Genomic DNA, 13937 nt, shown 5'->3' on the forward strand with positions numbered 1-13937 from the left:
ACCCTCATGCCAAAGCACACACTAAAAACTATGCAAACAACCTCACAAGAAACATCGCAACAGGCTTCACAAATAAGCGATATGCTTGTCAGTAAGTCATTATCTTCTGCAGACTATAATGCAACTCATAATGCGATGCTTGAGCGCACACTTGAGCGCATTGCTTTAAAGAAAGAGCAAAGCTTACGTACGCCTGATGAGTTATGGATAGTTGATCATAATGATGTCTATACCCTAGGTCAGGCAGGTAAAGAAGAGCACATACTACAGCATACAGACACGCCTATCATTAAGACCGATCGCGGTGGACAAGTCACGTGGCATGGCCATGGACAACTGGTAGTATATTGGCTATTTGACTTACACAGTCTTGGCTGGAGTGTTCGAAATCTAGTATCACATGCCGAACAAGCGATAGAAGATGTCGTCAACGACTGTCTACAAATCCTGCCGCCAACGGATAGTAACGATGTTAGTAGCACTATTAGCGCTCATTCGCGCCGTGATGCGCCGGGTGTCTATTTATATGCCAACATGTCTCATACGTACGATAACGATACTGATGATGATAGCGATATAGATAAACAATCTGACTCGTCAGTAGAAGACACTATTATGTTAGGTAAAATTTCCTCATTAGGTTTTAAGATTAAACATGGCTTTAGCTATCATGGCATTGCACTTAATTTAGATTGTGACTTGTCAGCGTTTAATGCGATTAACCCTTGCGGTTATGCTGGCATGCAAATGCTACGATTGGCTGATTTTGTGTCAATGAATAATGATGCAAAGCGAGAACTGCAAATGAGCGCAGCATTGAGTTATGAGCAAGTTACCCAAAAACTTATCGATAATGTGGCCAAACGTCATGCTGGTCTGATTGAATTGCGACCGATTGCTTCTTATAAATAACAGCTGGTCTCACTACTTTATATTAATCGTCTTATGCCAATCTAAAGTATTGAGTCTTATTTTGCATAATATCGTGCCTTCTTAGACTTAAGCTTAACAAGAAAATTTAAGTCAAACTTGCTATACTCGCAGGCGGTACAAATTAGGCGCAGCGATACACATCCTACGCCACATATCATCCTTTAAACATTTTTAGCCAATCAAGTATTTATAACAAGAGCAGATAGGAGTATTTTATGGCAGATTTCAATAAAATCTTAGACGCAGGCGATGTTGATGGCGGCATTATTAATGTCGTAGTCGAAATCCCAACTGGCAGCAGTCACAAAATTGAGTGGAATCGCGAATTGGCTGTGTTCGAGCTTGATCGTATTGATCCACAGATTTTTGCCAAACCTTGCAACTATGGTTTTATCCCGCAAACCCTTGATGAAGATGGCGATGAGCTTGACGCACTGCTTATTACAGAGCAGCCATTAACGACTGGTATTTTCTTAAAAGCCAAGGTTATTGGTGTGATGAAGTTCGTCGATGATGGCGAAGTAGATGACAAAATCGTCGTCGTACCAGCTGATGATCGCAACAATGGTAATGCCTACAACAGCTTAGAAGATTTGCCAGAACAGCTCATTAAGCAGCTACATTTCCATTTTAGCCACTACAAAGACCTGAAAAAAGCAGGTACTACCGTGGTCGAATCATGGGGTGATGTCACGGAAGCGAAAGAAGTCATCAAAGAGTCTATCCAACGCTGGAAAGATATGTAAACTACTGCTTTAGGTGATAAGTAAGCATTATTTAAAATACCGCAATCATCTTTATGACGGCGGTATTTTTTTGTGTAAATTTAGGTCATATTGAAAAACTATCAAGTTGTAAAGGTTTTGCTTTATAGTCAGGCCAATAAAAAGAGAGTCAGTAAGACTGGGACAAGTTTTGCGCAGTCTCTGTCAGTGTAGACACAGCACGCAAGAAAATTTTTTCCCAGTCTCGCGTCATAATCTGGTGTATCCATTTAATTTAGTATTAACGATACCATCGAACAATAATTTTATAGAGATAACATTGCTATAATGGTTGGCATTCTTAACAAGCGCTCTAACGTCATCAAATAGCAAGGACCATCATGTTTAACTCCGACTCAAACTCAAAACCTGTCAGTGCAAAGCTACCCAAGTCTATTGGTATGATGGTCGAAAAAGGCAATCTAGTGATGGCAATCAAGACGTTGGCTCAAGACGAAAACATCAGCATGGACGCAGCAAAATTACGTATTGACGCCTATGAGACCGAGATTAAGAATAAACAACATCAAAACCTAACTACAATTGCCAATAGACAAGGCATCCCAAATGAAGCTTTAAGTTTCGATAGAGAACCAGAGGTAGAGACCACGACTGAAACGCTTGTCAAGCACCGCGTCAAAACAACGCAACCTGAGCAAGGTTTTAGAAGCTTACAAAAAGGCGTCGATAGTAAATTGGATGATATAGGCTATAAAAAACCGCTCATCCCTTATTTGGCTAAGCGGCTTTTAGTGATTGCAGCCATCATGGCAGGATTGTTTTGGATATTATGGCGGGTCTTTGGTTAACTAGTTCTTTACTTAACTAAGATTTTTGATAATAAGGATATATTTTGATAGAAATGCTAGCCCATTATATCGATTTGGTTGCCAAGGTAGTTGAAATCATTGGTGTACTTATTATGTTTTTCGGTTTGTTCTTTGCGTTTTATCGCGGCATACGATTAACTAATGGCTTCAATCATGATACCTATGTCGAGATTAGACAGACCGTTGGTAAGTCTATTTTATTAGGCTTAGAGGTGCTCATCGCTGCCGACATTATGGCAACCGTGGTCACAGAGCCGACGTTACGCGGCGTTTTAGTATTAGGTTTTATTGTACTCATTCGAACTTTTTTAAGCTTATCACTACAAGTCGAGCTAGAAGGACGCTTCCCGTGGCAAAAAGAAAAATCACCGCAGGGGGCACAGCGTGTGAATCAAAAACTTTATAATGAAAATTCTGATAATCTAAATCCAAGCCCAGATTTAGACCCTTAAGCTCAGACTCAAAATGCGGATTATAGATAATACTTTTGGTATGACATTTATTTAAGTTATTCGTGCGTTTGCAAAAAATCTTCGACCACGCGAAACTGTCCAGCGGTACTTTCCTCGCCATACATTGCTTGGCGAAAAGCATTAGAGTTGGGAATGCCAGTGGTGTACCAAGCGATATGCTTACGGGCAATACGGCAACCTGAGTATTCACCATAAAAATCATATAACTCTTGTAGATGGGCCAGTACGATGTCTTTTATCTCGCTAACACTTGGCGCGTCAAGGCTCTCACCAGTACGTAAAAAATGCTCAATATCCCGAAATAACCACGGTTGTCCTTGGGCGGCCCGTCCTATCATCACCGCATCACATCCTGTCATCTCATAGACCTGTTGGGCTTTTTGCGCGCTATCGATATCGCCATTGGCAATGACGGGAATACTAATACTCTCTTTGACTTCTCGTATCAGCTCATAACGCGCTTCACCGGTATACATATCCTCACGCGTGCGCCCATGAATAGCAATGGCAGCAATGCCTGCTTGCTCTGCTCGCTTCGCCACGCGCAAAATATTCTCTCGTCCATTTTCAAAACCTAAGCGCGTTTTTAATGTCACCGGCGCATTGACGCTATTTACCGCAGCATCTAATAAACGCGCGACCAAGTCTTCGTCTTGCAACAACGCCGAACCTGCCAGCTTGCGACAGACTTTTTTGGCAGGACAGCCCATATTGATATCGATAATCTGCGCGCCATTATCAATCTGATAATGCGCTGCCTCGGCAAGTTTATCCGGCTCAGCTCCTGCTATCTGCGCAGAAATTGGCGCGATTTCATTATCAAAATTGGCACGATAGAGAGATTTTTTGCGCGCATAAAGTGCTGTATCAGCGATAATCATCTCGCTGACTGCATGACCTGCGCCAAACGACTTACACAGCCTACGAAAAGGATTGTCCGTCACCCCTGCCATAGGTGCGACCATCAGACGATTTTCAATCGACAAACCGCCAATATTAAGCGGCTGCAACAATGGATGATCGCTGGCAGATTGTACGACCGATTCAGCGTGGGCTGGATTATTTATAGACATAAAAAACGGCTTGATTTGCATAGAAAACAAGCCGTTATTCTAAGGGTTCTTGGTTTTAATGCAAGCCATTCAGGTGAATAACTTGCAACAATAAACATTCAGTTTCAACAATGAAACCAACTATTTATCAAACATGCTACTTATCAAACACACTGCCCTGCTCTAGCGTAATATCGTCATCATGTTCCTGCATACGCCAAGGTAAGCTATTAGGCGACTCTTCTAAAAAGTATAGATATTTTTCAAACTGATCGATGATATCGTTAATCACCGACTCTGATTGATAACCGTACAAGTCATAAACCTGACCACCGCGGCGCAAATGGACCTTGGCACGGTAATAGTGATCTTGCGATATCTCACTGCTGACCCTGTCCTTATAGTAATCAGGTATGTCTTGGTGCGTCAACCGCACTTCATACCAAAACTCCACATCATCGCCATACTGTAGTTCTAATACTGCCCGGTTATTGGTGTCATCGTAATTGACTTCAGGATTCCAACCCGTTTCCTTAAACTTCTCCGCCACCTCCTTCATCGATGTCATGACCGTCCCTTTAATATAGCCCAAAACATCCTCGCGGCTTGGCTGCTCAGTGATGTAATCAATCCGATTGCGCCATGACTCAAGCTTAAGCAGATGCGGTGGCAAACGGTTTTCATTTGCTAAGCTTTCATCACGGTGACCTTCAATACGCAGCGCCCGCCACATACCAAACATTGCAATCAAGATAATCATCGTAAACGGTAAAGCACTGACGATGGCTGCCGTTTGCAGAGCTTGTAGCCCACCTGCCAGCAGCAGCACCGAGGCGACAACACCCAATATCACCACCCAAAACGTACGCTGCCATGCTGGCGTGTCACTACGCCCTCCTGCAGCTAGCGAGTCAATCACTAACGATCCAGAGTCAGAAGAAGTGATAAAAAAGGTAATAATAAGTACGACCGCTAGACCAGATACCACTTGAGTAAATGGTAGGTTTTCAAGCAGCTTAAATAGAGCGATAGCTTGGTTGTTCTGTACTTCAGTAATTAGTGACTCATAGCCTTGTACCATAATCATATTTAGCGCCGTATCACCAAACACGGCAAACCAAAAGAAAGTGAAGATAGTCGGTACTAGCATTATACCGGCGATAAACTCACGAATAGTACGCCCGCGGCTAATCTTGGCAATAAAGATGCCGACAAACGGTGACCATGAAATCGTCCATGCAAAAATAAACAGCGTCCAACTGGTGATCCAATCGCCTTGCTGATAGGCTTGCAAACTAAAGGTACGTTCAACGATATTGCCCAGATAGCTGCCTGTGTTCTCCATAAAGGCATTTAGAATAAACACTGAAGGACCGACGATAAATACAAACAGCATCAGGGAGGTCGCGAGTGTCATATTTAAAATAGACAGGCGTTTGACGCCCTTATCCATACCCGCCAACACTGATATCAAGGCCAAGCCTGTTATTACGGTGATTGCAATAACCTGTACGGTGGTATTAACTGGAATACTCGGCACCAAGTAGTTCAAGCCAGTGTTAATTTGCGAGACAGAGATACCCAAACTGGTTGCTAGGCCAAATAAAGTACCCAAAATAGCAAATACATCAACCGCATGACCGATGGGGCCATGGATTTTTTCGCCAATTATCGGATACAGCGTCGAGCGCATTGACAAAGGTAAACCATGTCGAAAAGCAAAATAAGCCAAGGTGAGTGCCACCACACCGTTAATAGCCCAAATATGAAAACCCCAATGGAAATACGCAATTTGCATGGCCTCTTTGGCTGCAGCAATTGTTTGCGGCTCTGACAGCGGCGGCGTAGCAAAATGAATCACAGGCTCAGCAACACCATAGAACAATAAGGCGATACCGTATCCTGCCGAAAACAGCATAGAGATCCATTCAATAAAATTATATTGCGCCGTACCATGATCAGGTCCTAGCTTAATACTACCATAAGGTGAAAATGCCAAAATCACGATAAACATCAAGAACAGCGCTGTGGCCAGCATATAAAACCAACCAAAAGTCTCGGTAGTAAAGCCCAGCACTTGTGCAAACAAACCACTTGCCAGTTGTGGATTGACCGAAGCACCGATCACCAACAATACCATGACCACAGCAGTCGGTATAAATACCGGCATCAAAATAGTCGAACGAGATAGCTTACTCATAAAGGGTTCTCAAAAATCATAAATTTGAATGGGTATATGATACGCTTATATAACATCTGTTTTTTTAAAGTATTTATATGTCTTTAGTATGCATAAATAACGCTTGTCAACAATTCATTCATCCCTAAGCCTAGTAAGCGATAGTTTAGAATAGCGTTAACCATAGCGCTTTTAAACTATAATGAAAAGGGTGTTTTCTATAGAAAAAAGGCAGCCATCTAGCTGCCTTTAGTGACAATCAAATGATTCGATACTTACTTATCAAACACACTACCTTGCTCAAGCGTAATATCATCATCATGCTCTTGCATACGCCAAGGCAAAATGTCTGGCGACACATTAACAAAGTGTAGATATTTCTCAAACTGATCGATGATATCGTTAATCACCGATTCTGATTGATAACCATACAAATCATAGGTTTGACCACCACGGCGCAGATATACCTCAGCACGATGGTGATGCTCTTGCGGTAATGTATTGGCCATATCTTCAGTATAATAATCAGGAATCTCATGCTCGGACAAACGAACCTCGTACCAAAACTCAACGTTATCACCGCGTCTTAATTCAAGCACTGCACGATCATTAACCTCATCATAATTCACATCAGGCAACCAGCCTGTCTCTTCAAACTTCTCTGCAACTTCATGCATTGAAGATAAAACCGTGCCTTTAATATAGTCTAGTACCTTATCACGCGTTGGTTGATGGGTTATATAATCAATACGGTCGCGCCATGCATCTAGTTTGAGTAAATGCGGTGGGAGATGATTGTCATTGGCTAAGCTCTCGTTGCGATGCCCTTCGATACGTAGCGCACGCCACATGCCAAATGTAGAGATCAATATGATGACCGCAAAGGGTAGCGCGCTGACAATAGCAGCAGTTTGTAGGGCACTCAGACCGCCAGCAATCAGTAGCGCTGCCGCGACTGCACCTTCAGTTACCACCCAAAACGAACGCTGCCACCACGGCGTATCACTGCGACCACCTGCAGCAAGTGAGTCAATGACCAGCGACCCTGAATCCGATGACGTCACAAAAAAGGTGATAATCAATAGAACCGTTAATGATGAAACTATCTGTGTAAACGGCAAATTTTCTAATAATTTAAACAATGCTATCGCTTGGTTATTTTGCACCTCCCCAATCAAAGCATCGTAACCATCAACCATAATCATATGTAGCGCGGTATCACCAAATACTGAAAACCAAAAGAACGTAAACAGCGTTGGTACTAGCATCACACCCAGTACAAACTCACGAATGGTACGACCACGACTAATCTTAGCAATAAACAAACCGACAAACGGCGCCCATGCAATCGTCCAAGCAAAGATAAATAACGTCCAACTACCGATCCAATCACTTGACTGATAAGCTTGCAAACTAAAAGTACGCTCAACAATATTGCCCAAATAGCTGCCCGTATTTTCCATAAAGGCATTTAAGATAAATACTGATGGACCGACGACAAATACAAATAGCATCAGCGCTGTTGCCAAGACCATGTTTAGGATAGACAACCGTTTAACACCTTTATCCATTCCAGCCAGTACAGAGACGAGCGCCGCTGCCGTAACCAAAGCGATAATAATGACTTGCACTGTCGTGCTTACTGGCACCGTGTTAGGTAATAAGTAATTCAAACCTGCATTGATTTGCGCTACCGATAAACCCAAACTGGTGGCGATACCGAACATCGTGCCTACAATCGCAAACACGTCAACCGTATGCCCAATAGGCCCATATATTTTGTCACCAATTAATGGATATAACGTTGAGCGCACTGATAATGGCAAACCATGGCGAAAAGAAAAATATGCCAACGATAACCCTACCACGCCATAAATCGCCCAAATGTGGAATCCCCAGTGAAAATAAGCAATCTGCATCGCTTCCTTGGCAGCAGCAATGGTTTGTGGCTCTGAGAGTGGCGGACTGGCAAAATGTAGCACAGGTTCGGCGACGCCATAAAACAGTAAGGCAATGCCGTAGCCTGCTGAAAACAGCATAGCAAACCATTCCAGAAACTTATACTCAGCCTCCGCATGGTCAGGCCCAAGTTTGATACTGCCATAAGACGAGAAAGCCAAAGCAACAATAAATACCAAGAATATGGCAACTGCCAACATATAAAACCAACCGAAAGTATCGGTGGTAAACGCTAGTACAGAACTAAACAATTCGCCAGCAGCTTCGGGATTAATCGCTGTGCCAATCACTAGCAACAGCATAATAGCGGCGGCGGGTAAAAATACTGGCAGCAAAATAGTGGAGCGAGGTAATTTACTCATAAAAGACATTGTCCTCAAATTAAAGGCACTTTTATCGAACGAAAAACTCATTCGTATAGGTGAAGTAGAACAAACGCGCCCAATAAAACATATTTTTTACCACACTATCCGATCAAACCCCAGATATAAGCTTGTCTTGTAACACTAATTTAACGATTGTTACATGACTATTACCAAGCAATAAAAAAGGTAGCTTGTCAGCTACCTTTTTATATCTATGGTAAGTTTGTTAGGACTTAAAGCCTTTATCTGATGTAATTAATTTATATAACCAAAAACAATAGCACTATATTAAAAATCTAAAATCGCTGCTGCAAGTTTCTTTGCCATATTAGCAAGCGCTTCGCCATCCGCTTGTTTGGCAGCATGAATACCCAATTCATGTATGTTTCCTGGTATCAGGTGTACATGATAATGAAACACTGTTTGCCCTGCTTGTGCGCCATTTAGCTGCATCTGAATAATACCTTCACGCGCAAATACCTGACGCTGCGCTTGCATGACTTTTTTAGAAGTCATCAACACAGCTGCTGCATATTCTGGCTCAAGATTTGCCAAATCAATGGCCTTTTGCTTAGGGATGACCAGTACATGACCTTCTGCCTGCGGCATGATGTCCATAAAGGCGAGCGTTTTGTCGTCTTCGTACACCTTATGGTGCGGAATATCGCCGTTTAACATTTTGGCAAAGATGTTATTGTCATCGTACTTGACTACCTGATTTTCCTGACTCATTATATTATTCCTTAAATATTCATTAGCAGTTAATACATCATTTTATCTAGTTACCTATCATCTGCCATATATAGTGGACGAAATAGAGTCTGAGTACAAGATACCTTCTCACTATTATCATTTATAACACGGTGTAGTCATCAAATATTAAATCGTTATATCGATCGTTTAAACACTTATTTTGTTCGCGATGTATGTGCTTTAAATGTTATATTAAACCTTCACTCTGCCAATGCTAGGTTTATGAATTTGACTACCCTACCTACTCAGTTATCATCCCATTCTAATGCCGATACATTTTCTGACTCTGATAAACTATCATCTGCATCATCAGATGATATAGAATCATCAGAAAGTGGTGCTGTCACAAAGACTATCGCGCCAAATGCCACTATTTTGGCTGACGCTCTAACTGATACAACCATCAGCTGGCGCATTCATAATTGCAAAATTAGTGAAAAAACGCTCACTCAAGATATGCCTTTGGCGTTTTTATATTACTACGACAGTTTAGATGACGCGATCAAACAGACTCATCCGTTAACACCTGCCCTACTTGCTCAGTTTAATACACCTATGACAGCCAGTGAGGCCGCCAAACTCATCGGTATTGATAAGGCGCTTATCACCAGCCCGTGGCATGTAAAAGTTATCGGCTCGCTGGTTGTGTTTAGCGAAGCTTTGCAATTAGCGGTACGCCTACATTGGACAAATACGGGCAAAGCAACGCAGCAGGTATATACCAAAGACGCAGACGACGCTATGACAGCGGCTTTTAAAGAATGGCAGTTTTTTGGCCGTGTGGATGTACTGTATAAAAATGACAAGCAAGATTTGGTCAGTATTGATGAGCAAAGCGCAAATGATGAGCCGCTAATCATCATCAATGCTAGTACAGACTATCAACAGCTATTGGCTACTCATGCTTTAACGATTGTCGCTAAGCTAGAAGCGGATAAAGCAGAATTGCCTTGGTTTGAAGCAGCCATTCTAGAACGAATCGCCTAAGCATATGACGCCAATTTTTATGTAAGACATCTTCACATTACCCATGAATTGTTTTTAGTTATTCATATCTAATGGTATGGTAACGTCTTAGTATTATTCACTAGTATTCACTTTGTATAAAAAGCACACTATAAACATCAAAGCTAAAGCTGAGGCTATATCTTCAACGAGTCTCGCCTATTTGTAAGGAATATCATATGGATTATCGCTCAAAAACCTCTACCGGTGGTCGTAATATGGCAGGTGCTCGCGCATTATGGCGCGCCACTGGCATGACCGATGGTGACTTTGGCAAGCCGATTATCGCGATTGCCAACTCATTTACGCAGTTTGTACCTGGACACGTACATTTAAAAGATCTTGGACAAATGGTGGCGCGTGAAATCGAAAAAGCGGGCGGTGTGGCAAAAGAGTTTAATACCATCGCCGTCGATGATGGTATCGCAATGGGTCATAGCGGTATGTTGTATTCGCTGCCAAGTCGTGACCTCATCGCTGACTCGGTAGAATACATGGTCAATGCTCACTGCGCTGATGCGTTGGTCTGTATCTCTAACTGCGACAAGATCACCCCTGGCATGCTGATGGCTGCCATGCGCCTAAATGTGCCTGTGGTGTTTGTTTCTGGCGGGCCAATGGAAGCGGGTAAAGTTGTCGCTAGTACCGTTGCTCACAGTCACAATAACGACGGTGGCAGCGACGTACATGCAACTGACAGTAAAGGCAACGCCATTCGTAAGCTTGACCTTGTTGATGCGATGATGGATGCTGCTGATGACACCATTAGCGATGAAGATGTCTTGGCTATTGAAAGCTCAGCGTGCCCAACTTGTGGCTCTTGCTCTGGTATGTTTACTGCCAACTCAATGAACTGTTTGACTGAAGCCTTGGGGTTATCATTGCCTGGCAATGGCTCTTTATTAGCAACTCATGCATTACGCCGCGAGTTATTCTTAGAAGCAGGTCGCACGATTGTATCTTTGGCCAAACGCCGCTATGAGCAGGACGATGATTCGGTATTGCCGCGCTCTATTGCGACCAAAGCTGCGTTTGAAAATGCGATGAGCTTAGATATTGCGATGGGCGGCTCGACCAATACTATCTTGCATCTATTGGCTGCGGCAAATGAAGCAGAAGTAGATTTCAAAATGGCAGATATCGACCGTTTGAGTCGCGGTGTCCCTTGTCTCTCTAAAGTTGCTCCTGCTTCGCAAAAATATCATATGGAAGATGTGCACCGTGCCGGCGGCGTGATGGCATTACTTGCTGAGCTTGATCGAGCAGGTTTACTTACCACCGATATACCGACTATCCATAGCCCCTCCATGAAAGCAGCCATCGATAAATGGGATATCATGAATCCTGATAATACTGAGGCGCGCGCGCGCTACATTGCTGCACCTGGTGGCGTACGTACCACTGAGGCGTTTTCACAGTCAAAAGAATGGCCCAACCTTGACGTCAACCGTGAGTCGGGTTGTATTCGTAGCGTCAAGCATGCCTATTCAGCAGATGGTGGCCTTGCCGTACTCTATGGCAATATCGCTGAGCGTGGCTGCGTGGTCAAAACTGCTGGCGTCGATGAAAGCATCTTAACCTTCACTGGTCGTGCGCGTATTTTTGAATCACAAGATGCAGCCGTAGCAGCTGTGCTTGATGATCAAATCGTAGCAGGTGACGTGGTTATTATCCGCTTCGAAGGTCCAAAAGGAGGTCCTGGCATGCAAGAGATGCTGTATCCAACGACCTATCTTAAGTCAAAAGGCTTGGGTAAAGAATGTGCGCTACTCACTGATGGTCGTTTCTCTGGGGGTACATCAGGTTTATCTATCGGCCACGCCAGCCCTGAAGCTGCTGAAGGCGGTGCGATTGGTCTGGTTGAAGAAGGCGATACCATCCATATTGATATTCCAAACCGTACCATCAATATGCAGGTCAGTGATGCAGACCTAGCCGCACGTCGCGCCGCAATGGAAGCACGCGGCCGCGATGCATGGAAGCCTGTGAGTCGTGAGCGTTATGTCACACCTGCCCTACGTGCTTATGCTGCTATGACGACCAGTGCAGACACGGGTGCGATACGAGATGTGAGTCAAGTGGAGCGCTAACTACAGAGCAGCTATCCAAATTTTTGAATCAAGCCAGCTTTTATGCTGGTTTTTTTTCACCAAAAAACAACGCAGCTGACGTTTTGATAACGATTTTTTGCGAAACTCATTGCGTTTTTTCGTCACTATAGGTTTTTGACCGCTTTCATAGATTACGTTTATGTTCTACATCTTACAACTTCTACAGATTGCTATTATCAACTTTCCATTTTAAATTTTAAATTTTAAATTTTAAATGGACCAAGCGGCTTGCATAAACCTTATGATTGAAAATTATAATTTATTCTTATTAGTTTGCGGTATCGCTTTTTTATTTGGTGCTGTTTTTCCCATTATATTTAGGCCCCTACCCTTATCTCTACCCATGCTCCAAGTTACTTTTGGCATTGTGATTGGCTATTTGTGGCTTTCATTGTCATTTCTAGACCCCATGGAACACGGCATTATTATCGAAAAACTCACTGAGATTGTGGTGCTGGTATCACTGGTTGGAGCTGGTATTAAAATTGATACGCCATTGTCTTGGCGACTATGGCGTCCTACTGTACGATTATTACTTATTACTATGCCTATTGGCATTTTTGCCATGGCTTTTTTGGGCTATTATGCTTTTGGTTTAACCATAGGTGCAGCGATTCTACTAGGGGCTGTACTTGCTCCTACCGATCCTGTATTAGCATCTAGCATTCAAGTTGGACCGCCTAATACTGGGGGCGAAGACGCCCCACGTTTTACCTTAACATCAGAAGCCGGGCTCAATGATGGCTTAGCATTCCCCTTTGTGTATTTGGCCATCAAAATAGCTGAAGCTTATAATGAAGGTCAAGGGTTCTCAGGTGAGCTACTTTGGACGTGGTTTACACACGACGTATTATGGAAGATTGGTGCAGGTTTAGTCGTCGGTATAGTCGTCGGAAAGACTTTGGCAAAAGTGGTGTTTTCTAAGCATACTCGTGAGACTACCATCTCTCAAGGTTATGTAGTCATTGCATTGACATTATTAGCTTATGGCTTGGCTGAATATATACATAGTTATGGCTTTATTGCTGTCTTTATCGCCGCTTTTGCCTTTCGCCGCTCGGAGCATGAACATAGTTACCATGAAAAACTGCATGATTTTGCTGAGCAGTCAGAAGGTCTATTGATGTCCTTAGTACTGGTAGCTTTTGGCATGCTTATTGGACAAGGGTTGCAATCAGGTGTTGAGCTGACATGGCGAGTCTATATTGTCAGTTTTGCTTTCTTACTATTTATCCGTCCGCTAGGTGGTATTATTGCTCTGACAGGACTGAACCTACCTCGAACGGAAAAATATGCAATATCCGCCCTTGGTATTAGAGGTATTGGTACTTTATATTATTTGTCTTATGCGCTTAATCACGGGTTTTTTGGAGAAGAAGATGCGCTTAAGCTTTGGGTGGTATGCTCTATTGTTATCTTATCCTCTATCTTTATGCATGGTTTAAGTGCGCCAAAATTACTAAAAATGACAGCTAATAAACCACGCTCATAGTTCAAGTTGGTAATCTCAATT

At 43.0% G+C, this 13937-nt stretch carries 11 protein-coding genes; 7 read left to right on the forward strand and 4 right to left on the reverse strand.

Features of this window, described 5'->3' with window-relative positions; genetic code table 11:
• The first annotated feature begins 30 nt into the window (after positions 1-30).
• The 4 genes from ACTXGH_RS06195 (at position 31) to ACTXGH_RS06210 (ending at position 2979) form a co-directional block, all read left to right on the forward strand.
• The gene (locus ACTXGH_RS06195; RefSeq protein ID WP_439296069.1) at positions 31-912 is read left to right on the forward strand and encodes a lipoyl protein ligase domain-containing protein; all 882 of its coding nucleotides are present in this window, start codon (positions 31-33) and stop codon (positions 910-912) included.
• Between the two features lie 236 nt (positions 913-1148).
• Complete coding sequence (locus ACTXGH_RS06200) at positions 1149-1679, forward strand: inorganic diphosphatase (protein WP_439260754.1); 531 nt, start codon at positions 1149-1151, stop codon at positions 1677-1679.
• Between the two features lie 359 nt (positions 1680-2038).
• Positions 2039-2506 carry a hypothetical protein gene (locus tag ACTXGH_RS06205; protein WP_439260753.1) on the forward strand — a complete coding sequence of 156 codons (468 nt, stop codon included), beginning with the start codon at positions 2039-2041 and terminating at the stop codon, positions 2504-2506.
• Between the two features lie 53 nt (positions 2507-2559).
• Entirely contained in the window at positions 2560-2979 is a 420-nt protein-coding gene (locus ACTXGH_RS06210) for a DUF1622 domain-containing protein (protein ID WP_439260834.1), read from the forward strand.
• Positions 2980-3035: 56 nt separating this feature from the next.
• Here the strand turns inward: ACTXGH_RS06210 and dusB are convergent, their stop codons facing one another.
• From dusB to ACTXGH_RS06230, 4 genes are all read right to left on the reverse strand, one after another.
• Positions 3036-4073 (reverse strand): tRNA dihydrouridine synthase DusB, encoded by a 1038-nt coding sequence (gene dusB / locus ACTXGH_RS06215; RefSeq protein WP_439260752.1) that lies wholly within the window; start codon positions 4071-4073, stop codon positions 3036-3038.
• A 136-nt stretch (positions 4074-4209) separates the two neighbouring features.
• Positions 4210-6252 (reverse strand): BCCT family transporter, encoded by a 2043-nt coding sequence (locus tag ACTXGH_RS06220; protein WP_439295981.1) that lies wholly within the window; start codon positions 6250-6252, stop codon positions 4210-4212.
• A 254-nt stretch (positions 6253-6506) separates the two neighbouring features.
• Positions 6507-8552, reverse strand: a complete 2046-nt coding sequence (locus tag ACTXGH_RS06225) for a BCCT family transporter (protein ID WP_439295982.1) — start codon at positions 8550-8552, stop codon at positions 6507-6509.
• Between the two features lie 291 nt (positions 8553-8843).
• Entirely contained in the window at positions 8844-9287 is a 444-nt protein-coding gene (locus ACTXGH_RS06230; protein WP_439295983.1) for an HIT family protein, read from the reverse strand.
• Positions 9288-9530: 243 nt separating this feature from the next.
• On the opposite strand from ACTXGH_RS06230, the gene ACTXGH_RS06235 reads away from it, so the two are divergent.
• The 3 genes from ACTXGH_RS06235 (at position 9531) to ACTXGH_RS06245 (ending at position 13916) form a co-directional block, all read left to right on the forward strand.
• Positions 9531-10295 (forward strand): hypothetical protein, encoded by a 765-nt coding sequence (locus ACTXGH_RS06235; RefSeq protein WP_439295984.1) that lies wholly within the window; start codon positions 9531-9533, stop codon positions 10293-10295.
• A 197-nt stretch (positions 10296-10492) separates the two neighbouring features.
• Positions 10493-12403 (forward strand): dihydroxy-acid dehydratase, encoded by a 1911-nt coding sequence (gene ilvD, locus ACTXGH_RS06240; protein ID WP_439295985.1) that lies wholly within the window; start codon positions 10493-10495, stop codon positions 12401-12403.
• Between the two features lie 262 nt (positions 12404-12665).
• The gene (locus tag ACTXGH_RS06245; protein WP_439295986.1) at positions 12666-13916 is read left to right on the forward strand and encodes a cation:proton antiporter; all 1251 of its coding nucleotides are present in this window, start codon (positions 12666-12668) and stop codon (positions 13914-13916) included.
• The last annotated feature ends 21 nt before the right edge of the window (positions 13917-13937 follow it).

The sequence above is a fragment of the Psychrobacter sp. 1Y10 genome, from assembly GCF_052259005.1.
Taxonomy (GTDB): domain Bacteria; phylum Pseudomonadota; class Gammaproteobacteria; order Pseudomonadales; family Moraxellaceae; genus Psychrobacter; species Psychrobacter saeujeotis.